Raw genomic sequence first — 24,332 nt, 5'->3', positions numbered from 1 at the left:
ACCGATGAAACTCTCGAACGGACAACAACCGCTGGTCGGCCTCGTCGGCTGGCGCGGCATGGTCGGCTCGGTCCTGATGGACCGCATGCAGGCCGAAGGCGACTTCGGCCTGATCGAGCCGGTCTTCTTTTCGACGTCCAACGCCGGCGGCAAGGCGCCCGCGATGGCGAAGAACGAGTCCACGCTTAAGGACGCCTTCGACATCGAGTCGCTCAAGAAGTGCGACATCGTCATCACCTGCCAGGGCGGCGACTACACGACCGAGGTGTTCCCCAAGCTCCGCGCGGCGGGCTGGAACGGGCACTGGATCGACGCGGCCTCCACGCTGCGCATGAAGGACGACGCGATCATCGTGCTCGATCCCGTGAACATGCCGGTGATCAAGAACGCCCTCACCAGGGGCGGCCGCAACTGGATCGGCGGCAACTGCACCGTCAGCTGCATGCTGATGGGCGTGGGGGCCCTGTACAAGGCGGGCCTGGTCGAGTGGATGACCAGCATGACCTATCAGGCGGCATCGGGCGGCGGCGCGCAGCACATGCGCGAGTTGCTGACGCAGTTCGGCACGCTGAACGGCGAAGTGCGCGCCCTGCTGGACGATCCCAAGTCCGCAATCCTGGAGATCGATCGCAGGGTGCTGGGCCGCCAGCAGTCCATGAACGCCGAGGAGACCACCAACTTCGGCGTGCCCCTGGGCGGCTCGCTGATCCCCTGGATCGACAAGGACCTGGGCAACGGCACTTCGCGGGAGGAGTGGAAGGCGGGCGCCGAGACCAACAAGATCCTGGGCCAGGGCGAAGGCTTCGGCACGAAGGCCGTCCCGGTGGACGGTTTCTGCGTGCGCATCGGTGCGATGCGCTGCCACAGCCAGGCACTCACCTTCAAGCTGAAGAAGGATGTTCCGGTCGCGGACATCGAGGCGCTCATTGCTGGCGACAACGCCTGGGCCAAGGTGGTCCCGAACACGCGCGAGGCGACCCTCCAGGGCCTCACGCCGGTGGCCGTGACCGGCACGCTGAACATCCCGGTGGGCCGCATCCGCAAGCTGGCGATGGGACCGGAGTACGTGGGCGCCTTCACGATCGGCGACCAGCTGCTTTGGGGCGCGGCCGAACCGCTGCGCCGCATGTTGCGCGTGCTGCTGGACGCGTGAGGCTAGGGGGATCCACGGCATCGCGCCTCGGATTCCCGCATGCATGTATCGCCGCGTTACAGCACGTTGTCGCTCGGCAACAAGGGAGCATGCGTCAAGCTGTGTGCAAGCGTTCCACGGACGTTAAGAGGTGTCTCAGCTTGTCAGTCTAAGACGTTGCTGTTATGGTCCTTTTTCGCATTTAGCCTCGAGGCAATGGGCCGCATGAAGAGAAAAAGACTGCCTTCCCAGCGAGGAGTGGGGACCCGCTTACAGACCAGCCAGCCGAAGCTTCGGCTGTCCGCTCTGGCGCTCGCCACGGCCCTCACCTTCGGCTTTGCCTCCCCCGATGCGCTCGCGCTCGCGCTGGGCCGCGTGACCGTCCAGTCCGCCCTGGGCGAGCCCTTGCGGGCTGAGATCGACGTTCCCGAGATCTCGCCGGAAGAAGTCTCCTCGCTGCGTGCAGCCATAGCGCCCCCGGCCACCTTCCGCAGCCAGGGACTCGAGTACAGCTCTGCCCTCAGCAACGTGACGATCACCCTGCAGCGACGTCCCAGCGGCGGTTACTTCCTGCAGCTCTCCAGCGACCGCCCGGTCAACGAACCCTTCGTCGACGTGGTGCTCGAGGCAACCTGGGCGTCCGGACGGGTGCAGCGCGATTTCACGATGCTGTTCGACCCGCCGGCATTGCGCCAGCCGGGCGCGCCGGTCACGGCGCAGGTCGCGCCGTCCACCGGAACCCAGCGCAGCGCCCCCGCCGCGGTATCACCTGCTCCGGCTCCCGCACCAGCAGCTGCCCCGCGTCCGGCACCCGCGCCAGCGCCGTCCGCCGCGACGAGCCGGGCGCCCGCACCCGCAGCTGCGCCGGCAACCCCTCCCAGATCTGCCTCCACGCCTTCTTCCGGCGAGGGCAAGCGCGTCACCGTGCAGTCCGGCGACACGGCCGGCAAGCTTGCGGCTGCCAACAAGCCGGCCACCATCTCGCTGGACCAGATGCTGGTGGCGCTGCTCCGTTCGAATCCGGATGCCTTCGTCAATGGCAACGTCAACCGCCTGAAGTCCGGTGCGGTGCTGGAGATTCCCTCGAGCGAACAGGCGGGCTCCATCCCTGCCGACGAGGCGCGCCAGACCCTGGTCGCGCAAAGCCGCGACTTCAACGAATTCCGCCGGCGGCTGGCCGAAGGCGTGCCCACCACGGCGACCCCGGGCGCGGACCGCCAGAGCTCAGGCCGCGTGCAAGCGCAAGTCGAGGACAAGAAACCCGCCGCAAACGCCGCGGACCGGCTCTCGCTGTCGAAGGGCGCGGTCCAGGGCAAGGGTTCCAATGCCGACCAGATCGCGCGCGATCGCCAGGCCAAGGAACAGCAAACGCGCGTCGCCGAGTTGAACAAGAACCTGGCGGACCTGAACAAGCTCACGGGCAGCGCGCCAGGCTCCGCCGGCGCCGGAACGGGCAGCAAGCCCGCTGCGGGCGTCTCCGCGCCTCCGGGCGTGACGCCTCCGGCAGCGTCCGCCGCGCCCGCATCGGCCCCGGTTCCCTCCGCGGCCACGACCGCAGCGGCGAAGCCCGCATCGGCACCGACGGCCACGCCGACGCCGGCTGCGTTGCCGACGCCGGCTGCGACGGCATCCGCCGCCAAGACCGCCGCTTCGACTCCGGCTCCCGCGCCGGCCGCCACGCAGGTGGCACAGGCACCTGCGGTGTCGCCAGTCCCCGCCCCCACGACGCCCGCGTCCCCGGCTGGTCCGGCCGCCAGCGCAGCCAACGCAGCGCCGTCTTCCACGGCTGCTTCCGCCGCACCCGCTGCCGCCGCCGCTTCTGCGACGCCCGCTGCTTCGGCCGGTCAGCCCTCGAGCACGGCCGCCGCCGTTGCTGCGGCCAAGCCGGCACCGAAACGCCCCGCGCCGCCCCCGCCGCCGGAACCCAGCGTGATGGACGACGTCCTCGAGAACCCGCTGATTCCCGCGCTGGGCGTCGGCCTGCTCGCGGTGCTTCTCGGTTTCGGTTTCTACAAGATGCGGCAGAAGCGCAAGACGGCTGCCGTCGACAGCTCCTTCCTGGAAAGCAGGCTGCAGCCCGACTCCTTCTTCGGCGCCAGCGGCGGCCAGCACATCGACACTGCGGAGACCAACAATCCGACCGGCTCGTCGATGGTGTATTCGCCCAGCCAACTCGATGCGGCGGGCGACGTCGACCCGGTTGCGGAAGCGGACGTCTACCTCGCTTATGGACGTGACCTGCAGGCCGAGGAAATCCTGAAGGAAGCCCTGCGGATCAACCCGCAGCGCGTGGCCATCCACGGCAAGCTGCTGGAGATCTACGCCAAACGCCGCGACGTGAAGGCGTTCGAAGCCGTCGCCGCCGAGGCCTACAACCTGACGCACGGGGCGGGTCCGGAGTGGGAACACATCTGCGACCTGGGCCGCGACCTGGATGCCTCCAATCCGATGTACCGCCCCGGCGGCCAACCGGGTGCCGCCGCCGCGACGGCCGCTGTCGCCGGCGCCGCCGTGGCCTCCGCTGCCCGCGCATCGACGCCGGCTCCGGCACCGGCGCCGCAGGCTCCGCCCGCCGCCCTGCCCGCGGCCGACGACCTCGACCTCGACCTGGACTTCTCGCTCGGTGACGAGCCGGCAGCACCCGCAGCGCCGGCAGTCGTGCCGCCTGCTGCGCGTCCGATAGCGGCAACCGCTCCGGCTGCGGCCGCCCCGGCCATCGAGCTGCCGCCCATGGCCATGGACTTCAGCGCACCGCCCGCGGCCGCTCCGAAGGCCCAACCGGCGCAGCCGGAAGCGCCTTCGCACGCCGGCAACAGCCTGGACTTCGAGCCGGTGGTGCCCGCCCCCAGCACGCAGGCTGCCGCGGCCCCCGCGCCTGCCGCCACCAAGGGCGACATGCTGGAGTTCGACCTCGGTGGCTTGTCGCTCGACCTGCCGGGCAGCAATGCCGCCGCACCAGCCGCGGCCGCCAAGCCGGTGAAGAACCTGGACGCGCCCTCGCTCAGCCTGGACGCGCCTCCGGTTTCCACCGGCCCGGTCGATCCCGACAGCCCGCTGGCGACCAAGCTGGCGCTGGCGGAAGAGTTCAATGCGATCGGCGACGCCGACGGTGCGCGCAGCCTGGCGGAAGAAGTGCTGGCGGAGGCCTCGGGCGACCTGAAGTCGCGCGCCCAGCGGCTGCTGGCGGAGATCGGCTGATCTCCCCTCCCCTGTGAGCCTGCCCATGCGGCTGGCGCTCGGCATCAGCTACAACGGACAGGCCTACGACGGCTGGCAGAGCCAGCCGTCCGGCCGCACCGTGCAGGACCATGTCGAGTCCGCACTGGAGCGCTTCGCGACCGTCCCCTTGTCCACCGTGTGTGCCGGCCGCACCGACGCCGGCGTGCACGGCCTCATGCAGGTGGTCCACTTCGACACGGACCTGCAGCGGGAAGACTTCTCCTGGGTGCGCGGCACCAACACCTTCCTGCCGGCCGACATCGCCATCCAATGGGCGCACCCCGTTCCCGACCAGTTCCACGCCCGCAACAGCGCCCGGGCGCGCCGCTACGCCTATGTGCTGCTGGAGGCACCCGTGCGTCCCAGCGTCGAGGCCGGACGGGTCGGCTGGGTGTTCCGACCGCTGGACGCCGACGCAATGCGCCAGGGTGCGGCGCACCTGGTCGGCGAGCATGATTTCACCTCGTTCCGCGCTTCGTCCTGCCAGTCGCCCACGCCGGTGAAGCGGCTGGCGCCGGTCCGCATTTCCCGCCGGGGCCCTTACTGGCGCTTCGAATTCGAGGCCAACGCCTTCCTGCACCACATGATCCGCAACATCATGGGAACCCTGCTGGCGGTGGGCCAGGGACTGCATCCGCCGGAGTGGATCCAGGAGGTGCTGCAGGCGAGGAGCCGCGACGCGGCGGCGCCGACCTTCTCCCCCGACGGCCTGTACTTCCTGGGGCCGGTGTACGAGCCGCACTGGGGGCTGCCGAGCCAGGCGGCTGCGTATGATTGGCTGCCATGAGCCTGCAGCCCCATGCTCTTCGCACACGCATCAAGATCTGCGGGCTGACCCGCGAGCAGGACGTGGACGCCGCCGTGGAAGCCGGTGCGGATGCAATCGGGTTGGTGCTCTATCCCCAAAGCCCGCGCTATGTGAGCGCCGAACGCGCGGCGCGACTGGCCCGCCGCCTGCCGCCCTTCGTCACGCCGGTCCTTTTGTTCGTGAACGAATCCCTGGCCGCCGTGCGTGCCGCAAGTGAGCTGATCCCCAACGCCATGCTGCAGTTCCATGGCGATGAGTCGCCGGCGTACTGCAGCCAGGCGAGCGGCGGCCATCATCCCTACATGCGGGCCGCCCGAATCCCCCTGGACGAGGCGCAGCCCTTCGACTTGCTAAAATTCGCGGCAGACTACCCAGAGGCGCAGGCCCTGCTGCTCGACGCGCATGTCGAGGGCTACGGCGGCGCCGGCAAGACATTCCCTTGGTCACGCCTTCCTCCAAACGCCAGCTTTCACGCCGTTTTGTCTGGTGGGCTCACACCTGCAAACGTGGCCGATGGCATCGTGCAAGTGCGGCCGCGTTTCCGGACGCTGGCCGTTGATGTGAGTTCGGGCGTCGAGGCCTCCGGTACCGGAGGGGCCTCGATGAAAGGCGTCAAGGACGCATCCAAGATCCATCAGTTCGTCGCCGCGGTGCGTTCCGCCGACGAACGCCTTGCAAGGTCACCCCATGTCCAGTTACCAGCAGCCTGACGCCACCGGCCACTTCGGCATCTACGGCGGCAGCTTCGTCAGCGAGACGCTGACCCATGCGATCGAGGAACTGCGCGACGCCTACGCGAAGTACCAGCACGACCCGGAGTTCCAGCGGGAGTTCGAGTACGAGCTGAAGCACTTCGTCGGCCGCCCCTCGCCCATCTACCACGCCCAGCGCATGAGCCGCGAACAGGGCGGCGCGCAGATCTATCTGAAGCGCGAGGACCTGAACCACACCGGCGCGCACAAGATCAACAACGTGATCGGCCAGGCGATGCTCGCGCGGCGCATGGGCAAGCCGCGCGTGATCGCGGAGACCGGCGCAGGACAGCACGGCGTGGCCACGGCGACGATCTGTGCCCGCTACGGCCTCGAGTGCGTGGTCTACATGGGCAGCAACGACGTCGTACGGCAAAGCCCCAATGTCTACCGCATGAACCTGCTGGGTGCGCGCGTGGTGCCGGTGGAGTCCGGCAGCAAGACCCTGAAGGACGCGCTGAACGAAGCCATGCGCGACTGGGTCACCAACGTCGAGAACACGTTCTACATCATCGGCACGGTCGCCGGCCCGCACCCGTACCCGATGATGGTGCGGGACTTCCAGAGCGTGATCGGCAAGGAGTGCCTGGAGCAGATGCCCGAGATGGCCGGCCGGCAGCCCGACGCGGTAATCGCCTGCGTCGGTGGCGGCAGCAACGCGATGGGCATCTTCCATCCCTACATCCCCTACGAGCAGACGCGGCTGATCGGCGTCGAGGCGGCGGGCGAAGGCCTGGACAGCGGCAAGCACTCCGCCTCGCTGCAGCGCGGCAGCCCCGGCGTGCTGCACGGCAACCGGACCTACATCCTGCAGGACCCGAACGGGCAGATCATCGAGACGCACAGCGTGAGCGCCGGCCTCGACTATCCCGGAGTGGGCCCCGAGCACGCATGGCTGAAGGACACGGGCCGCGCGGAGTATGTCGGCGTCACCGACAAGGAAGCGCTGGAAGCCTTCCACTACCTGTGCCGCACCGAGGGCATCATTCCCGCGCTGGAATCGAGCCACGCGATCGCCTATGCCATGCAGCTCGCCAAGACCATGAAGACGGACCAGAGCATCCTGGTGAACCTCTCCGGCCGCGGCGACAAGGACATCGGCACGGTGGCCGATCTCGCCGGCGTCGAGTTCTACGACCGGCCATCCATGCGCGGCCTCTCGCTCAAGGGAGGGCCCAAGCTGTGAGCCGCATCCAGTCCACCTTCGAGCGGCTCGCGCGCGAGCAGCGCAAGGCGCTGATCCCCTACATCACCGCCGGCTTCCCCTATGCCGACATCACGCCGGAACTGATGCACGCGATGGTCGCCGCCGGCTCCGACGTGATCGAACTGGGCGTCCCCTTCTCCGACCCCATGGCCGACGGCCCCGTGATCCAGAAGGCCGGCGAAAAGGCATTGGCCTTCGGCGTCGGCCTGGCGCAGGTGTTGGCCATGGTGAAGGACTTCCGCCAACGCGATGCCACGACGCCGGTCGTTCTCATGGGCTACGCCAATCCGGTCGAGCGCTACGAGCTCGCGCACGGCAAGGCCGCCTTCGCGCGTGACGCGGCTGCCGCCGGCGTGGACGGCGTGCTGATCGTCGACTATCCGCCGGAGGAGTGCGAGGTGTTCGCCGGCGAGCTGAAGAAGAGCGGGCTTGACCTGATCTTCCTGCTGGCGCCCACCAGCACTGACCGGCGCATCCAGCAGGTCGCACGCGTGGCCAGCGGCTACGTCTACTACGTGTCCCTCAAGGGCGTGACCGGCGCCGGCCACCTGGATACGGACGCCGTGGAGGACGCCCTGCCGCGCATCCGCAAGCACGTGAAGATCCCCGTCGGCGTGGGCTTCGGCATCCGCGATGCGGCCACCGCCAAAGCCATCGGCCGGGTCGCCGATGCCGTCGTGATCGGCACCAAGGTGATCCAGGTCGTGGAGGACCAGCCGCGCGAGCGGGTGCTTCCCGCCCTGACCGCCTTCCTGCGCGAAATCCGCGCCGCGCTAGACTCGAAGAATCCCTGAGGAGCATGCACACATGAGCTGGTTGGAGAAACTGCTGCCGCCGAAGATCCAGCCCACGGATCCGAACGAACGCCGCAGCGTGCCGGAAGGCCTGTGGATCAAGTGCCCCAGCTGCGAGACGGTGCTGTACAAGACCGACCTCGAGCAGAACCAGAACGTCTGCCCGACTTGCAGCCACCACCATCGCATCGGCGCGCGGGCGCGCCTGAACGGATTCCTTGATCCCGAGGGCCGCTACGAGATCGGCCAGGAAGTGATCCCCGTGGATCCGCTGAAGTTCAAGGACAGCCGCAAGTACCCCGAGCGCCTGAAAGAGGCCCTGGAGAACACGGGCGAGACCGACGCCCTGATCGTCATCGGCGGCTCGGTGCACAGCATCAACCTGGTCGCAGCGGCATTCGAGTTCGACTTCATGGGCGGCTCGATGGGCAGCGTGGTGGGCGAGCGCTTCGTGCGCGGCGTCGAGACCGCCATCGAACAGAAGGTGCCCTTCCTGTGCTTCACCGCCACCGGCGGCGCGCGCATGCAGGAGGGCCTGCTCTCGCTGATGCAGATGGCCAAGACCAACGCCGCGCTGACGCGCCTGGCGAAGAAGGGACTGCCCTACATCAGCGTGCTCACGGACCCCACCATGGGCGGCGTGAGCGCGGGCTTTGCCTTCGTGGGTGACGTCGTGATCGCCGAACCCAAGGCGCTGATCGGCTTCGCCGGCCCGCGCGTGATCGAGTCCACCGTGCGCGTGAAGCTGCCGGAAGGTTTCCAGCGGGCCGAGTTCCTGCGGGAAAAGGGCGCCGTCGATTTCATCTGCGACCGGCGCGAACTGCGCAAGACCGTCGCCAGCGTGCTGGCCATGCTCACCCGCCAATCGGCCGACGCGGTCGACTGATCAGCGCAGCAGCGCGTCCTGCAGGTTGGCGACGATGATCGCCGCCACCTGCAGCAGCACCAGCAGCGCCAGCGGCGACAGGTCGAAGCCGCCCACCAGTGGGATCATCCTGCGGAAAGGCCGCAGCATCGGCGCCGTCAGGCGCCCGATCACGTCCGCGATCGGTGAATCCGCCTGCACCCAGGACAGGATCGCATACACGATCACCAGACCGATCACCCCCGAGATCGCCAGCCGGACCAAGCCGAAGATGGCGAGCAGCGGCACGTAGCCGTACCCGCGCCCGATCATGAGCGCGAGGATGCCGAACTGCGCCAGCTCCAGCAGATAGGCCGCGATGAGGCTCGACAGATCCCACTTCTTGTAGGCGGGCAGCACCTTGCGCAGGGGCAGCACGATCCAGTCCGTGAGCGCGAAGATGAAGCGCCCCACGGGGTTGCCGAAAGGGACGCGCTGGTACTGCATGTACATCCGCAACAGGCAGGCGCCGCCGAGCAGTCCGGCGGCGACGTCGAGCAGGAAGGAGGTGATCTGGATGAACATGGCTCAGGTGGAGTCGTGGGATGATAGCGGCAGCGACTGGAATCCCTCGTGCCGGCCACCCTGACCCTGCAGTCCCTCCCCCTGTTTCCCCTGAGTACCGTGCTGTTTCCGGACGGCCTGCTGTCCTTGCGCGTGTTCGAGGTGCGCTACCTCGACATGATCGCCAAGTGCCGCAAGGCCGGCGCGCCCTTCGGCGTGGTCTCGCTCACCCAAGGCAACGAAGTACGGCAGCCGGGCATGCAGGAAGCCTTCTCCCGCGTCGGCACCATCGCCACGATCGAAGACTACGAGCAGCCGCAGCCCGGCCTCATGCTGGTGCGCGCCAGAGGCACCCACCGCTTCCGCATCACCTCCAGCGACCAGTTGAAGCACGGTCTCTGGGTCGCCGACGTCGAGCGGCTCCCCGCCGACCTGCCGGTGCCGATCCCGGAGGACCTGCAGCCGACCGCCGTGGCCCTGCAGCGCCTGATCCAGTCGCTGCAGACGAAGCCCGCCGAGGGCGAGCCGCTGCCCCTGCTGCCGCCGTGGAAGCTGGACGACTGCGGCTGGGTGTCGAACCGCTGGTGCGAACTGCTGCCGGTGCCGGTCGCACTCAAGCAGCGCCTGATGGAACTGGACAACCCGCTGGTTCGCCTGGAGCTGGTGAGCGACGTGCTCACCCGCACCGGCATCATGTCCTGAGCGCGTCCTTGCGCGGCGCGTACTCCGGCACCTGCGCCACCAGCCAGCTGCGCAGCGCGCCGGACTCGGGCAGCGCTCCCGCCCCGTCGATCCACCGCACCACGGCTGAAACGTCCGGCAACGGGCTCGCGGCCTTGGAGATGCGCAGCTTGGCATGGGGCGTCGGCTCCGTCGTCTCGTCGTCGGCCAGCAGTTCCTCGTAGAGCTTCTCGCCCGGGCGCAGGCCACTGAAGGTGATCGGCACCTCCTGCTCGGTCTTGCCGGACAGGCGGATCAGCATGCGCGCGAGTTCGACGATCTTCACCGGCTCGCCCATGTCCAGCACGAAGATCTGCCCCGACTTCCCGACCAGGCCGGCCTGCAGCACCAGCTGCGCCGCCTCCGGGATCGTCATGAAGTAGCGCACGATCTCGGGATGCGTCACGGTCACGGGACCACCGGCTTCGATCTGGCGCGTGAACAGCGGCACCACCGAGCCGCTGGAGCCCAGCACGTTGCCGAAGCGGACCGACACGAACTGCGTGCCCGGCTCCTGCGCGGCGACCGCCTGCACCATCAGCTCCGCCAGGCGCTTGCTCGCGCCCATCACGTTGGTCGGATTGACCGCCTTGTCGGTCGAGATCATCACGAAGCGGCGGGCACCGCAGGCGGCCGCCGCGCGCGCCGCGTTGAGCGTGCCCAGCACGTTGGTGCGCAGCGCCTCGACCTCGTTGAGCTCCTCCATCAGCGGCACGTGCTTGTATGCCGCCGCATGGAACAGCACGGTGGGCCGATGCTGGCAAAGGATGGCCTGCAGGCGCTCGTATTCGCGCACGTTGCCGGTGTAGTACACGCCCTGCATCTGCGGATGCGCCTGGCGCAGTTCCTGTTCGAGCTGGTAGATCGCGTACTCGGAGAAGTCGATGCACACCAGACGGCCCACGCCGAACCGCGCGATCTGGCGGCACAGCTCCGACCCGATCGAGCCGCCCGCACCGGTGACCGCCACCACCTGGCCGGAGAACAGTTCCGCCAGCCCCGCCACGTCCAGTGCCACGGGGGCGCGCCCGAGCAGGTCTTCCAGTTCGATCTGGCGGGGACCGCTGCTCTCCGCCGTCAGCCATTCGTCCGGACGCGGCAGCGTCAGCAGGGTGATGTGCGCCTCGGCCGCCAGCAGCAGTGCCTGGCGGCGCTCGTCGGAACCGGGAGGGCTTGCCAGCAGCGCGGTCGAAGCGTCGGCCGCCGCGCACACGTCGGGCAGGTCGTCGATGGCGCCCAGCACGCGCACGTCCTGCAGCGTGCGCCCGCGCTCGCCCGCCAGCGGCGAAACGATGCCGACGGGGCGCCAGCGCTGCGAACCCTTCAGCGCGCGCAGCGCACCGGCCGCATCGTTCAGCGAGCCGACGATCACCACCGGCCGACCGCCCTGCACCTGCTGGCGCCGCTCCGCAAAGCTGCGCCACGCGCCCCGCGCGGCCCCCATCAACAGGAAGGCCAGCACGGGCTGCAGCAGCAGCACGGAGCGGGGAAAGTCGGGCAGCCGCAGCATCAGCACGGCGGCTGCGGCGAACACGCTGCCCAGCACCACGCCGCCGGCGAGCTGCCGGAATTCCGCCAGGCCGATATAGGTCCACACCTGGCGGTCCACGCGCCGCAGCACCAGGCCCGCGGCCATGCCCAGCGCGCACCAGGGACTGGACACGCGTGCCAGCCGCGCGAATTCGGGCGGTACGTCGAGGTTGAAGCGCAGCCAGAACGCGACCCACCAGGCCAGCAGGCCCAGCGCCACGTCCAGGGCGAGGAGCGGCAACGCGCTCCTAGACAGCAGCCGCACCCAGGGCCTCCGCGCGCCCGAGGGCACGCCGCAGATGATCGATCACGCGGGCGAGCTGGTCGTCCGCCATGTTCGATCCGGACGGCAGGCAGATGCCGGCTTCGAACAGCCGCGCCGACACGTCCTCGCCCTCGGCATGCGGAAAGTACTCCGCGCCGCGGAACAGCGGCTGCAGGTGCATCGGCTTCCACACGGGACGCGCCTCGATCGAATGGCGCTCCAGGCTGCGCATCACGTGGTTGCGCCGCTGCGCGGCGTCGCGGCCGGGAAGCAGCATGCAGGTGAGCCAGCGCGTCGAATGCATGCCCGGCGGCTCCGGCATCCATTGCACGTCGGGAACGTCCGCCAGGGCCACCCGGTAGGTCTCGAAGACCTGGCGGCGCCGCTCCACGCGTTCCGTCAGCACCCGCAGCTGCCCGCGACCGATGCCGGCCAGCACGTTGCTCATGCGGTAGTTGAATCCCACTTCGACGTGCTCGTAGTGCGGCGCCGGCTCCCGTGCCTGGGTCGACAGCTTGCGGGCGCGCGCCACCAGGTCGGCATCGTCCGCCACCAGCATGCCGCCGCCCGACGTGGTGATGATCTTGTTGCCGTTGAACGAGAACACGCCGATGCGCCCGAAGGTCCCGCTCGCGCGCCCCCGGTAGCTGGCGCCCAGCGATTCCGCGGCGTCCTCCAGCACGGGGACGCCGTAGCGGTCACAGATGGGCAGCAGGGTGTCCATGTCGGCGCTCTGCCCGTACAGGTTGACCAGCACCACGCAGCGCGGCAGCCGGTTCTCGCGCTGCGCCCACGCGAAGGCGCGCTCCAGCGCCTGCGGCGACATGTTCCAGGAGCCCGGCTCGGAATCGATGAAGACCGGCCGCGCGCCGCAGTAGAGGATGGGATTGCAGCTCGCCACGAAGGTGAGCGACGAGCAGAACACGGTGTCGCCCGGCCGCACGCCCAGCAGCAGCAAGCCCAGGTGGATGGCGGCGGTGCCGGAGCTCAGCGCCGCCGCATGGCCGATCCCCACGTAGGCAGCCAGTTCACGCTCGAACCCGTCGACGTGCGGGCCGAGCGGAGCGATCCAGTTGGTGCGGAACGCTTCTTCGACGAACGTCGTCTCTTCCACGCCGAGGTGGGGAGAAGACAGCCAGATGCGCTGCGACAGTTCGCGGCGCAGCACCAGGTCCACCGGGCGCCCCTGCCCGTCCACCACCGGGAGGTGATCGATCTGATGCTGGTCGAGCAGCGTGAGCGCACCACCGACCGGCTCCTGTTCGCCCACCGTCACCGGTGGCTGCCCCGGCAAGGTGGCGATGAAGGCGGACTCCGGCACGTGCGCGAGCACCGCGCGGCGCAGGTCGCCGTCGGTCAGCGTGCGACTCAGCCGGCCCGTGCTGTCCAAGACCAGCAGGATGCCCTTGCCGGTGCGCTCCAGCGCGTCCAGCGCATCGCGCACCGTGCCGGTGGCCGGGATGCACAGGCTCTTGAACTGCTGTTCGTTCAACGCACCCTCCTTGCGGGCACGCCGGCGTACACGCCCGCCACTTCGAGGTCTTCGCGGACGACGGCGCCCGCGCCGATGACGATGTCGTCGCCGACGCGCACGCCGGGCAGCACAACGGCCCCGCTGCCCACCAGCACGCGGCTGCCGATGCGCACGCCGCCGCCGAGCGAAACGAGCGGAGCGATGTGCGTGTAGTCGCCGACCTGCACGTCGTGATCGATCACCGCCCCGTGGTTGACGATGACGGAGGTGCCCACGCGCGCGCCGGGGGCCACCACGCTGTGCGCGGTCAGCAGGCAGCCAGGGCCCACCTGCGCATGCGGCGAGACGCTGGCGCGCGGATGCACGAGGGTTGCGAGCGGCAAACCCAGCGCACGAGTCTCGCGCTCCCGTGCGGCGGCGGACCCGATGGCCACGTGGACGACGGTGCTCCGGGCCACGGCGTCGTCGATCGGCAGGACGGGCACTCCGGGCAGCAGGTCAGGCCCGCAACGCGCGGGGTCGCGATCGCTCGCCACCACCGCCTGCCATCCCTCGGCCAGCGCGACGTCGGCCGCCACGCGGCCATGGCCGCCGGCTCCAAGGATGAGAAGTCTTGCGAGGGGGGTGGGCATCAGTAGCGGTTGGTCTTTTCGAGCACACCGGGGTCCAGCGGCAGGCGCGCGAGAAGCTGTGCGATGCGCTCGCCGGCGCGGCCATCGCCCCAGGGATTCTCCCACGGCCATGCACCATGGGCCCGTTGCGACCGCAGGGCCTGCTCGATGGCCCCGGCCTCGGCCGGCACGTCCAGCACGTTGGGGCCGTGCTCGCGCAGGTGCTGGCGGCTGCCAATGTTCACCACCGGCGTCCCGAAGCTCGCGGCCTCGATGATCCCGGCGGATGAATTGCCCGCCATCACGGCGCAGTGGCGCATGGCGCTCACGAACTGCGGCCGCGGCAGGTGGCGCAGCCGGCGCGAGCCGGCAGGCAGGTGCTCGCTGTCCAGCGCCGCGAGGATGCCGCGCGATCCGGCGTCGGCGTTCGGTTCGAGCCAGAGCACCGGCAGGCCCAGCCGGTCCAGCGCCTGCAGGAGGGCGCGGGTCTGCTGCGCGGCTTCGTCGGCCTGCTGCATCACCGGGTGGAAAAGCGCGAGCGCGAAGTCCTGCTCCGGCAAGCCCAGGGACCGCAGGCTGTCGCCGCGCGAAGCGTTCGCCAGCGTGTCCAGTCCGTCCAGACCCGGTGCGCCGGTGAGGAAGATGCGGTCGTCCGCCTCGCCCATCTGGCGCAAGCGCTCGCGGGCGCCCTCCGTGGCGACGAAGTGGTAGCTCGCGAGCTTGCTGATGGCATGCCGCACCGGTTCGTCGACCGTGCCCGATCGCTCGCCGCCATGCACGTGCACCACAGGCACCCCGATGTGCAGACCTGCGATCGCGGCGGCCAGCATCTCCCCGCGATCCCCGAGGAGCAGCAACGCGTCGGGACGGTCACGTTCAAGCAAGCCGGTCATGCCACGCACGACATCGGCGATCGCCAGCGCCATGCTGGCGCCGGTGCGCGTGAGCACGTCCACCGGGATTTCCGCTACGACGGCCAGGCCGCTCGCCCGCACTTCCTCGATCGTGTGGCCATGCGCGGGGCTCAGGTGGGTGCCGGTCACGGCGATCCGCACCTGCAGGCCCGCCGTCGCATGGAGGCGCTGCAGGGTGGACTGCATCAGGCCGAAGTCGGCCCGCGTTCCGCTGAGGTACAGGATGCGCCGCGTGGCCATGTCAGTCCTCCGCGGAAGCCAGCTGCACCCACTGCAGGATCGTACCCGCGGCGATCGCCGAGCGCGCCGTCGCGCCAATCACGCGATCCCAGTCGCGCGGCGCAATGCCGGTCGCGGGACGTCGGCATGCAAGCATGGCGGCGCCGAGTTTCGCGCCCGCCGGGATGTCGACGGCGGCGACGATGCTGCGGCGGGCCACCCGCGCCGCATCCAGCTCCTGCGGCCGGGGAGCCTTGACGCCGTCGCCGAGCATCTGGCCGATGCGGCGGATCCCGCGGACCATGGCGCCAAAGTCCGCGGGTTCCAGCGAAGCGGCGTGGTCGGGGCCCGGCAGGGAGCGGTCGAGGGTGAGGTGCTTCTCGATCACCGTGGCCCCCAGGCTCACGGCCGCCAGCGCCGCCTCGATGCCCACGCTGTGGTCCGAATAGCCGATCGGCAGGTTCAGCTCCTGGCGCATCGTCGTGATCGCTCGCAGGTTGAGCGCCTCGTCCGGTGCGGGATAGGCGGAGGTGCAGTGCAGCACCGAGATTCCCTGAAGCGACCCGCGCGTAGCCCTGGCCCAGTCCAGCGCCTCCCGGAGTTCGGCCATCGTCGCCATGCCGGTGGACAGCAGCACCGGCAGCCCCGTCGCGCAAGCGTGTTCCACCAGAGCACGGTGCGTGAGTTCTCCCGAGGGCATCTTGATGCGCCGCACGCCCAGCGCCACCAGCAGGTCCACCGCCGCGGTCGAAAACGGCGTGGAAAAGAATTCGATGCCGATGCGCACACAGTGGTCACGGATGCGCTCGTGCTGTTCCGGCGACAGCTCCAGCTTGCGCAGCATGTTGAACTGGTCCTGCTCGCCGGTCTGGCGCTGCTGGTATTCCGCCGTCGGCGCACCGGGCACCACGAGGTCCTCGGCCCGGAAAGTCTGGAACTTCACCGCGTCCGCGCCGGCCGCCTTCGCGGCATCGCACAGGGCGAGCGCCATCGCCAGGTCGCCGTTGTGGTTGACGCCCGCTTCCGCGATGACGAACACCGGCTCCATCACCACACCGTCCAGCCGCCATCGACCACCAGGTTGTGGCCGTTCAGGTAGGACGACGCGTCACTCGCCAGGAACAGCATGCCGTTGACGATGTCCTGCCGTTCGGCCATGCGGCCCAGCGGCACGCGCTGCGAGTAGTTGCGGACGAAGGTCTCGTTCTGTCCGCTGAACACGCCGCCGGGGGTGATGGCATTGACCCGCACGCCCTGGCCGCCCCAGTAGCTCGCCAGGTATTGCGTCAGGCCCCAGAGGCCCGCCTTGCTGGCCGAGTAGATCGCCGGCGTGTTGATGGGACGGCCGAGGTACTCCGAGCCTTCGTAGATGCGCTGGTCCGGAGCGACGATGCCATAGATCGACAGCGTGTTCACGATCGCTCCGCGGCCGCGTTGCGCCATCGGTGCGCCGAAGGCCTGGGCGCACAGCATCGCGCCCGTGAGGTTGACCGCCATCACGGCGTTCCAGTCCGCCAGCGGAAACTCCTCGAAGGGCGCGAAGAAGTTCTCGCTCTTCGTGGCCGCGTTGTTGAACAGCACGTCGGCCACGCCCCACTGCGCATGCAGGCGGTCCGCGGCGGCGCGCACGCTCTGCGGATCGCTCACGTCGGCGGCGATCTTCAGGAGCCGGTCGCTGTCCGGCCCGAGCCGGTCCAGGTCGGACGCGCTGCGGTCCAGGGCGCAGACGCGCGCGCCGGCCTCCAGGAAAGCTGCAACGGCGCCCTGCCCCAGGATGCCGGCCGCGCCGGTCATCGCGATGGTCTTGTCGTCCAGGCGGAAGTTCGTGCTGGCCATGTCAATTGAACTGCCGGAACACCGGCTTGATGGCAGGCCCCTGCAGGAAGCGCTCGACGCCGCCCTCCAGTGCCTGCGCGTACACGGCAAGCGCCTTGCGGGCGGCTTCCAGGGTGCGCTGCAGTTCCGACTCGCCGTGCGCGAAGCTCGGCGCGATCCAGGGCATCAGCACGCCGTGGCGGATCATTTCCTGGGAGAACAGCGTGCGCAGCGGCAGGCTCGTCTGGCCCTGCGCGTCGTAGGTGAGGTAGTTCATCGAGATCGCGTTGCCCTGCAGCTGGAACGCGTCGCCGACACCGGCGCCGCGTGCGGCATCCTCCAGGCCGGTCATGAGCTTCGCGCCGAAGTCCCACAGGTGCTTCACCACGTCCTGTTCCTCGTACACCGCCACGGTTTCGAGGAAGGCCGCCAGGCTGGCCATCTCGCCGCCATGGGTGGTGGAGACCAGGAAGGTGCGCTCCTGTCCCGGCTTGTTGATCGCGCCGACTTCCATCACCTCGCGGCGGCCGACCAGCGCCGCCACCGCGAAGCCATTGGCCATGCCCTTGCCGAAGGTGCTGAGGTCCGGCTGCACGTCGAACAGCTTCTGCGCGCCATGCAGGTCCCAGCGGAAGCCGGTGATCATCTCGTCGAGGATGAAGAGTGCGCCATCACGCCGGCACAGGTCCTGCACGTGCTTCAGGAAGTTGCCGCTCCAGTGCGCGACGTCCGCGGTGGGCGGGCGCAAGCGGTCGTAGCCGGGCGCCTGGTCGCACGGCCCAACCGTGGTGGCGGGCTCCAGCATCACGCCCGCGATCTGGCCGGGGTGCTCGGCGAACAGCTGCTGCAGGCTCGCGAGATCGCCGTAGTCGAACACCAGCGTGGTGGCGTGGTGCACCGCGGGGATGCCGCGCTTGAGCGCCGTCGCACCGATGAACCAGTCGTCGAAGGAGAAGAAGGGGTGCTGCCGCGGCACGCAGACGAAGGTGCGGCCGGTGTAGGCGCGCGCCACCTTGGCCGCGGCCGTCGTGACGTTGGAGCCGTTCTTGGCGAACTTCACCATGTCGGTGCCGGCCAGCTCCACCATCTTCTCGGCGGCTTCCAGCTCGATCACGGAGGCGCGTGTGAGGTTCACGCCGAGCTCCATGCCGCGGATCGCTGCGCGGTTGATGCGCTCGTCGGCATAACCGAGCGTGACGGCACGCAGGCCCATGCCGTAGTCCAGCAGGGTGCGGCCGTCGCCCGTGGCGACGTAGGCCCCCTTGCCGCTGACCAGGATGTCGGGCGCGTTGGACGGGTACTGGTCGTCGCCGCGCGAGTAGGTGTGGGCGCCGCCGGGGATGACGCGATGCAGGCGCTCGCTGTAGCTCGAAGTCATGGGCAAGGTCTCCGCGTCAGGACCCCGCCTCGATCGCTTCGAGCAGCGCGAGCACGCGGATGTCGTCCGACAGCGTATGGGGAAAGGTTCCGCGGCGTTGGGCCGCGGCAAGGAAGCTGCCGATCTCGGCAACGTACATCGCCTCGCCGATGTTCTGGTGGTAGCCCGCATGGGCCGTGCTGCGCGGCTGGTGGAAGTCCACCATGCGGGCCGTGTCCGCTTCGTGGACGCGCACGGTGCCGCTGTCCCAGTCCCAGGCCAGGGAGGCGCGCTCGAAGTTGAGGGTCAGCTTGCGCACGGCCTGCCGGGCGACGACGTCCACGAGGATGCTGCCGACGAAGCCGTCGAAGTGCAGCAGTGCCGCGTAGGTGTCGTCGATGGGAGCGCCCACGTCGGTGGTGCGCAGCTTCGCGCCCTGCACTTGTTGCGGCCAGCCGAAGGCGTCGACCATCCACGTCAGCTCGAACGGCACGATCTCGCGCGCGCCGCCGGTTGCGGGATTCGACACGTAATAGTCGCTGACCTTCTCCCACGGATGCCAGTCCGGCAGGTACTGCCCGCAGTGGTAGGAGAAGTTGCACACCTTGCCGTAGCGGCGCGACTGGACGATCTGCGTGATGTCGCGGATCGCGGAATGGAAGCGCAGGGTGCACGAGGGGGCCACCAGCACGCCGTGCGCGCGCGCGCGTTCGTCCAGCGCCGGGAGCGGCGCGCGGATCACGCTGGCCTCGACGAAGCAGGGCTTGCCGGCGGCGATCGCCCAGTCGATGGCGGTGTGGTGCTGGTCGGGCGGGGTGGAGATCACCACCACGTCGAAGTCGCGCAGGTCGGCGGCCGCGAGTTCGCCGCGCGTCTCGATGCCGTAGTCCCGGGCCGCCTGCTCGCGCCGGTCGGCGCGGGGGTCGTAGCCGGCGACGGACTGCACGCCGTGCTGCTGCAGGCAGCGCACGCGGCGGCGCCCCATGGAACCGAGACCGATCACCAATGCCTTCACGGCAGCCTTCCCTTGAAATGTTGCATCACGGCTTCCACGCAGAGGAAATCGAACAGGTCGTCGACCTCGTAGTTCTGCCAGCGTTCGATTGTGTACCCGAGCACGCGGGGCGGGTAGAAGGTGCGGAAGCGCTCCAGCGCCTCCGTCTTGACCGCATAGGCCACGCCATAGGGGAACCAGGCGGCAGGCGGTTCGCCCGCGCCGAGCGCGTCCGGCCGCACCCAGGGAGCCAGGCGGCCGTCGGCATCCATCTGCTTCATGATCGCGGGCTGTTCCAGCTGGACGCGGCCCACCGAAACGACGGCGTCGGTCTCGTTCCAGCGCCGCGTCAGCAGTTCCGCGACGCCAGGCAAGTCGGTGCTCGCGCGCAGCGGCGAGGTCGGCTCCAGCAGGATCACGGCGTCGTAGCTGCGGCCTTCCTCCTCGCGCAGATACGCCAGCGCATGCAGCGCGGCGTCCGCCGAGGTGCTGGTGTCGCCGGCGATCGCGGGTGGCCGCAGGAAGGGCACGCGGGCGCCGTGCTCGCGCGCGACGTCGGCGATGGCCGCGTCGTCCGTCGAAACGACGACGTCCTCGATCGCCGGGCAGGCTCGCGCCGCAGCGATGCTCCAGGCGATCAGGGGCAGGCCCGCCAGCGGACGGATGTTCTTGCCCGGCAAGCGCTTGCTGCCGCCGCGCGCGAGGATGAGTCCGAGGATGCGGGGCGCTTTCATGCGCGGGGTCCTTCCGGCCGGCCAGCGGCCAGCCGTGCAATTTCACGCGCCACCCGCTGCGCCGCGCCGGCGCGCGGCTCGGCGGGCGGAGTACCGAGACGAGCGGCCGCAAGTGCTTGCTCGAGCAACGCGGGCACGGAAGCGAGGTCCTGTGCCGCCACGCCCATGCCCAGCTGCCCATAGTCCATCCCGGAGCGTCGCACCAGCGGTGAAAAGGCCAGGCCCAGCACCTGCTTGCCGGCCGCATGCGCCTGCGCGCCCACGGTGGTGGCCTGCACGATCACCACGTCGGCGGCCGCCAGCACAGGCGGCAGGCCCTCGCGGTCCGGCTGGCTCCAGTGCACCCGCGCTTGCTCCGGAGGCGGCTCGAAGCGGTGCCATTCGTTCGGGTGGTAGCGGATGGCAAGGCAGGCGTCGTCGTGCGCGTCCCGCCACTGGAGCAGCATCCGCTGGACCGCGTTGCCCAGTGCGGCGCCCGCCCAGCGGGTCTCGGCGTCGTCGGGTTCCATGTGGCCGGCCCACAGCACCACGGGACGATCGCCCCAGCCATGCTTCGCGCGAAAGCGATCCGCGGCACTCTTCGCATCGGCACCGGCCAGGGCGTCGAACGCCGGGTTGCCCGTCACGACGATGCGATCCGACGGAACACCCCCTTCGAGCAGGTTGTGCCGGGTGGCCTCGGACAGCACGGCGATGCGGTCCGCGTGCACGCTTCGCGCCCGGTAGGGATCCCCCGGCAATGCGAACAGGTCGACCATCGACAGCGTAGCAATGCCCAGCGTGTGCGCAGCTTCCAGGGCGGCCTGCTCGCTGCGCGGCGAATTCGTCGCGACCACCACGTCCGGGCCAAGTTCCAGCAGGATCCGCTGGAACAGCCGGACCGGATGAAAGCCCTGGCGGCCCTGCTCCCGCCAGCGCTGCCAGGCGCCCGCCTCGCCGAGGTCGTGCACCCACTCGAGGAAGTTGAGCCCGAGGTAGGCCAGGGACTCCTCCCGGTCGACATCCGGATGCTGCTGGTCGCCGATCAACTGTGCCCCGTACCCGAGCGCGCGCTGGCCTTCTGCGCCGCGGCAGAAATCGCGAAAACCCAGCGGCTGCTCGCCGGCGCGGCGCGCCACCCCGGCCGCCGTGGTCAGCGCCAGCACTTGCACCTCACAGGCCGGCGCCAGAGCGCGCAGGGCTTGCATGACGGGCAGGCACATCTCCACGTGGCCGCCGCCATAGGTGACGAACAAGACTTTCATCGCTGGCCGTCCCACAGGGCGATCGCCGCCAGCGCGCGCAACTCGCGCGTGAAATTGGCGCTGCCGTCGCGGTGCCGGGCCAGCATGCGCTCGACCTCCGCTGGCGCGAACAACTCCTGTACCAAGCCGCTGCCCGCGAGCAGTTGCTGCAGCCATCCGTGGCTTTCCTTGCGGAACCACTCGCCGACGGGCACCGTGAACATCTGCTTGCGCCTGTACGCGAGGTCCTCGCCGATCAGGGGCGTGACGGCGCGCTTGTACCAGTGCTTCTTGTCGCCGTCCGCGGCCAGCTTCGTCCGGCCCGGCGCGCGGAAGGCGAACTCCATCATTCGCCAGTCCAGGAAGGGCGTGCGCGCCTCGATGGACACCGCCATGCCCATGCGATCGGGCTTGACCAGGTTGTTGCCGGACAGCAGCAGTTGCATGTCGAGGTACAGCGCCTGGTTGATGCGGTCGAAATGCGCCGCCTCCTCGAACCAGGGCCGCGCCGCGACTTCGAAGCTGTCGAGGCCGCGCAGGCGGGCCGCCGTTTCGGGGCGGTACAGCGCCCCCTTCGCGGCCGGCGTGAACAGCGAGATCGCATCGAAGTAGCTTCTGCGGAAGATTTCGTCGTCCTGCGTCAGCGCATCGGGGCGTGCGAAGAATTCCGCGTACTTGTCGTAGCCCGCGAAGAGTTCGTCTCCGCCGTCGCCGGTCAGCACCACCTTGACGTGCTTCGCCGCAAGCTCGCTCACGCGCAGCGTGGGCATGAACGACGCGTCGCCGTGCGGCTGGTCCAGGTGGTACAGCACCTGCGGCCAGCGGTCCAGCATGTTCAGCTCCGCGATCTCGCTGGTGTGGTCGCAGCCGAACCGCTGCGCGGCCTGCGCCGCGTACGCGGATTCGTCGAAGCGCGGGTCGGCAAAACCGATGCAAAAGGTGCGCACCGGCTGCTGCACGTGCCGGGCCATCAGCGCCACGATGGTGCTGGAGTCCACGCCGCCGGAAAGGAAAGCGCCCCAGGGCACGTCGGCGCGCAGGCGGATGCGGGTGGCGTCGTCGAGGATGGACAGGAATTCCCGCGACCACCCATCGAAGTCCTGCTCGCTCTCGCGCTGGTCGGCCAGGTTCCACCACCGGCCCTGCTCGATGCCCTGGCGCGTGAACTTCATCCAGCAGCCCGGCATCACGTGCCGGATACCCTGCCACACGGTCCACGGCGCCGGAATGTAGTTGAAGCTGAGGTAGTGGTGGATGGCTTCGAGGTCGATCGCCGGTGCAGAGGGCAACGCCTTCAGCAAAGCCTTGATCTCGGAGCCGAACAGGTGGCGCTCGCCCTGCTGCGCCACGTACAGCGGCTTCACGCCGATGCGGTCGCGCACCAGGATCAGCGCATCCTCCCGCGCATCGTCGATGGCGATCGCGAACATGCCGTTCAGCCGCTGCACGAAGTCCAGGCCTTCGCGCTCGTACAGGCGCAGCAGCACTTCGGTGTCGGAGTGGGTGTCCAGCCGCACCCCTTGCGCGCGCAGCTCGTCGGCGAGTTCGACGTAGTTGAAGATCTCGCCGTTCTGCACGATCGCGATGCGGCCGTCGTCGGAGACGAAGGGCTGGTGGCCGCCGGCCAGGTCGATGATCGACAGGCGCCGGTTGCCGACGGCCACACCGCGCTGCGGGTCGTGGTGGATGCCTTCGTCGTCGGGCCCGCGATGGACCAGGCTGCGCGCCATCGCGGCGAGTGCCTCGCCTGCCAGCGGGCGCCGTTCGCGGTCCCAGTAGCCGAAGATCCCGCACATGGCTAGTTGCTCCCCCGGCCCGCCAGTCGGCCCACGGTCCAGGCCATGATCTTCAGGTCCAGCCACAGGTTGCCTTCGCGCACGTACCGCAAGTCGAGTGCGCGCCGGTCGTCCTCCGTTCCTTCCGAGCGCAGCAGGGCTTGCGCCAGCCCGGTGATGCCGGGACGCACGCTGCAGCGCAAGGCCCAGTCCGCATCGCTGTACAGGGAACGCTGCACCGGCAGGTCGGGACGCGGGCCGACCAGGCTCATGTCGCCCTTCAGCACGTTCAGCAGTTGCGGCAGTTCGTCCAGGCTGGTGCGCCGGATGAACCGGCCTGCGCGGGTGATGCGAGGATCGCTTGCGGCGGTGTTGAAGGGGCCAATGGCCGCGGCGTTGCGCACCATGCTGCGGAACTTGTACATGCCGAAGGTGCGGCCCGAGCGGCCCACGCGCACCTGGCGGAAGAAGACGGGAAAGCCGCTGTCGATCGCGACGGCCGCCGCGGTGGCCAGCAGCAACGGGCTCAGCAGCAGCAAGGCCAGCGCCGACAGCACGATGTCCACCACGCGCTTCATGGGCGGGCAGCGGGCCCCGCGGCCGTGGCGCGGATGCTGTCGGCGATGCGCCGCGCATCCGCCAGCACCTGTTGCGGCGTGCGCTGGCCGAGGGCCCGCTCGGCCTCGCGCAACGCGCCGACTTCGCGCTCGAAGTCCATCGCGTTGTCGCGATGGAAGGTGCGCGAGAGGATCACGGAGCCGGATCCGAGCCGCAGGTGTTCGGCCAGCACGTCGCGGCCGGGCAGCAATCCCTCGTCGAGCCGGGCGATGCCGCCGAAGCCGAAGCGCAGGCCGTGCGCCTGGGCGACCTGCGCCACCCGCTCGACGCTGCCGTCGGCCAGCGGCTCGAACATGAAGCGGCAGCCCAGGGACAGGTGCAGGTCGTTCAGGCCGACGAAGATCTCCTCGAGGCCGGGCGTGCCCGCCCAGGAGGCGACGGATTCGAGCGCCGCAGCGGTCTCCATCAGCGGAACGATGGGCGCCCGGCCAGCCACGATGCCGGAAAAGGCGCGCAGTTGCTCGCCGCCAGTGAACATCGGCAGCATCAGCAGGTCGGCGCCCTGTTCCAGCACCGCATCGACCTCGGCGCGGGTGCCGGCGTGCAGGGGATTCACTCGCACCATCAGGCGGGACTGCCGCAGCACCGCGCGCACGCGGCCGACGTCCTGCAGCTGGTGGGCGCTGATGAAGGTGTTGCGGCCGGCCTGGCGCTCGGCCTTGCCCATGCGCTCCAGGTCGACGAACAGGCGGAAGCCGCCCAACGCATCGCAGCGCTGGGCAAACGCCGGGTCGTTGGTGATCTGGATCAGTTCGAGCATGCC

Annotated in this window: 22 protein-coding genes; 8 read left to right on the top strand and 14 right to left on the bottom strand. The window is 69.6% G+C overall.

What is annotated here, in order from left to right:
- Window positions 1-4: 4 nt before the first annotated feature.
- The 7 genes from asd (at window position 5) to accD (ending at window position 8,798) form a co-directional block, all read left to right on the top strand.
- Window positions 5-1,153 (top strand): aspartate-semialdehyde dehydrogenase, encoded by a 1,149-nt coding sequence (asd, locus tag AC1DSA_RS12490; RefSeq protein WP_477889534.1) that lies wholly within the window; start codon window positions 5-7, stop codon window positions 1,151-1,153.
- A 237-nt stretch (window positions 1,154-1,390) separates the two neighbouring features.
- A complete protein-coding gene (locus AC1DSA_RS12485) occupies window positions 1,391-4,330 on the top strand; it encodes a motility hub landmark protein FimV (RefSeq protein WP_477889532.1) in 2,940 nt (979 codons plus the stop codon).
- 25 nt (window positions 4,331-4,355) lie between these two features.
- Window positions 4,356-5,138 (top strand): tRNA pseudouridine(38-40) synthase TruA, encoded by a 783-nt coding sequence (gene truA, locus AC1DSA_RS12480; protein WP_477889583.1) that lies wholly within the window; start codon window positions 4,356-4,358, stop codon window positions 5,136-5,138.
- Window positions 5,135-5,869: a phosphoribosylanthranilate isomerase gene (locus AC1DSA_RS12475; RefSeq protein WP_477889531.1), complete on the top strand. Its 735-nt coding sequence runs from the start codon at window positions 5,135-5,137 to the stop codon at window positions 5,867-5,869. The genes truA and AC1DSA_RS12475 overlap by 4 nt, the downstream gene beginning before the upstream one ends.
- Entirely contained in the window at window positions 5,847-7,097 is a 1,251-nt protein-coding gene (gene trpB / locus AC1DSA_RS12470; RefSeq protein WP_477889529.1) for a tryptophan synthase subunit beta, read from the top strand. The genes AC1DSA_RS12475 and trpB overlap by 23 nt, the downstream gene beginning before the upstream one ends.
- The gene (trpA, locus tag AC1DSA_RS12465) at window positions 7,094-7,912 is read left to right on the top strand and encodes a tryptophan synthase subunit alpha (RefSeq protein ID WP_477889527.1); all 819 of its coding nucleotides are present in this window, start codon (window positions 7,094-7,096) and stop codon (window positions 7,910-7,912) included. Before trpB ends, trpA begins: the two co-directional genes overlap by 4 nt.
- Window positions 7,913-7,925: 13 nt before the next feature.
- Complete coding sequence (accD, locus tag AC1DSA_RS12460; RefSeq protein WP_477889526.1) at window positions 7,926-8,798, top strand: acetyl-CoA carboxylase, carboxyltransferase subunit beta; 873 nt, start codon at window positions 7,926-7,928, stop codon at window positions 8,796-8,798.
- Here the strand turns inward: accD and AC1DSA_RS12455 are convergent, their stop codons facing one another.
- Window positions 8,799-9,341, bottom strand: a complete 543-nt coding sequence (locus tag AC1DSA_RS12455) for a YggT family protein (RefSeq protein WP_477889525.1) — start codon at window positions 9,339-9,341, stop codon at window positions 8,799-8,801.
- A gap of 48 nt (window positions 9,342-9,389) precedes the next feature.
- On the opposite strand from AC1DSA_RS12455, the gene AC1DSA_RS12450 reads away from it, so the two are divergent.
- Window positions 9,390-10,022, top strand: coding sequence for an LON peptidase substrate-binding domain-containing protein (locus AC1DSA_RS12450; RefSeq protein WP_477889524.1), 633 nt, complete (start codon window positions 9,390-9,392; stop codon window positions 10,020-10,022).
- On the opposite strand, the gene AC1DSA_RS12445 is transcribed toward AC1DSA_RS12450, so the two are convergent.
- The 13 genes from AC1DSA_RS12445 to AC1DSA_RS12385 are packed head-to-tail and all read right to left on the bottom strand — an operon-like array spanning window position 10,012 to window position 24,329.
- A complete protein-coding gene (locus AC1DSA_RS12445) occupies window positions 10,012-11,811 on the bottom strand; it encodes a polysaccharide biosynthesis protein (protein WP_477889523.1) in 1,800 nt (599 codons plus the stop codon). The two genes, AC1DSA_RS12450 and AC1DSA_RS12445, sit on opposite strands and share 11 nt — an antisense overlap.
- Window positions 11,812-11,818: 7 nt before the next feature.
- A complete protein-coding gene (locus tag AC1DSA_RS12440; RefSeq protein ID WP_477889521.1) occupies window positions 11,819-13,327 on the bottom strand; it encodes a DegT/DnrJ/EryC1/StrS family aminotransferase in 1,509 nt (502 codons plus the stop codon).
- Window positions 13,324-13,941, bottom strand: a complete 618-nt coding sequence (locus AC1DSA_RS12435) for an acetyltransferase (protein ID WP_477889519.1) — start codon at window positions 13,939-13,941, stop codon at window positions 13,324-13,326. The genes AC1DSA_RS12440 and AC1DSA_RS12435 overlap by 4 nt, the downstream gene beginning before the upstream one ends.
- On the bottom strand, window positions 13,941-15,074 hold the full coding sequence (gene neuC, locus AC1DSA_RS12430; RefSeq protein WP_477889517.1) for a UDP-N-acetylglucosamine 2-epimerase: 1,134 nt from the start codon (window positions 15,072-15,074) through the stop codon (window positions 13,941-13,943). Before neuC ends, AC1DSA_RS12435 begins: the two co-directional genes overlap by 1 nt.
- A gap of 1 nt (window position 15,075) precedes the next feature.
- Window positions 15,076-16,101, bottom strand: coding sequence for an N-acetylneuraminate synthase (gene neuB / locus AC1DSA_RS12425; protein WP_477889515.1), 1,026 nt, complete (start codon window positions 16,099-16,101; stop codon window positions 15,076-15,078).
- Complete coding sequence (locus tag AC1DSA_RS12420) at window positions 16,101-16,889, bottom strand: SDR family oxidoreductase (RefSeq protein ID WP_477889513.1); 789 nt, start codon at window positions 16,887-16,889, stop codon at window positions 16,101-16,103. The genes neuB and AC1DSA_RS12420 overlap by 1 nt, the downstream gene beginning before the upstream one ends.
- A 1-nt stretch (window position 16,890) precedes the next feature.
- Window positions 16,891-18,246: a glutamate-1-semialdehyde 2,1-aminomutase gene (locus tag AC1DSA_RS12415; protein ID WP_477889511.1), complete on the bottom strand. Its 1,356-nt coding sequence runs from the start codon at window positions 18,244-18,246 to the stop codon at window positions 16,891-16,893.
- Window positions 18,247-18,262: 16 nt separating this feature from the next.
- Window positions 18,263-19,240 (bottom strand): Gfo/Idh/MocA family protein, encoded by a 978-nt coding sequence (locus tag AC1DSA_RS12410; protein ID WP_477889510.1) that lies wholly within the window; start codon window positions 19,238-19,240, stop codon window positions 18,263-18,265.
- Complete coding sequence (locus tag AC1DSA_RS12405; protein WP_477889508.1) at window positions 19,237-19,953, bottom strand: acylneuraminate cytidylyltransferase family protein; 717 nt, start codon at window positions 19,951-19,953, stop codon at window positions 19,237-19,239. The genes AC1DSA_RS12410 and AC1DSA_RS12405 overlap by 4 nt, the downstream gene beginning before the upstream one ends.
- Window positions 19,950-21,197, bottom strand: coding sequence for a UDP-glycosyltransferase (locus AC1DSA_RS12400; RefSeq protein WP_477889506.1), 1,248 nt, complete (start codon window positions 21,195-21,197; stop codon window positions 19,950-19,952). Before AC1DSA_RS12400 ends, AC1DSA_RS12405 begins: the two co-directional genes overlap by 4 nt.
- Window positions 21,194-22,972, bottom strand: a complete 1,779-nt coding sequence (gene asnB, locus AC1DSA_RS12395) for an asparagine synthase (glutamine-hydrolyzing) (RefSeq protein WP_477889504.1) — start codon at window positions 22,970-22,972, stop codon at window positions 21,194-21,196. Before asnB ends, AC1DSA_RS12400 begins: the two co-directional genes overlap by 4 nt.
- 2 nt (window positions 22,973-22,974) lie before the next feature.
- Complete coding sequence (locus AC1DSA_RS12390) at window positions 22,975-23,529, bottom strand: sugar transferase (protein ID WP_477889502.1); 555 nt, start codon at window positions 23,527-23,529, stop codon at window positions 22,975-22,977.
- Window positions 23,526-24,329 (bottom strand): aldolase/citrate lyase family protein, encoded by an 804-nt coding sequence (locus AC1DSA_RS12385; RefSeq protein ID WP_477889500.1) that lies wholly within the window; start codon window positions 24,327-24,329, stop codon window positions 23,526-23,528. The genes AC1DSA_RS12390 and AC1DSA_RS12385 overlap by 4 nt, the downstream gene beginning before the upstream one ends.
- Window positions 24,330-24,332 lie beyond the last annotated feature (3 nt).

This window comes from Ramlibacter sp. P4_H7 (assembly GCF_056400765.1).
Note: the sequence above shows the minus strand (reverse complement) of the source record. Positions and strands in the feature narration are given on the sequence as shown.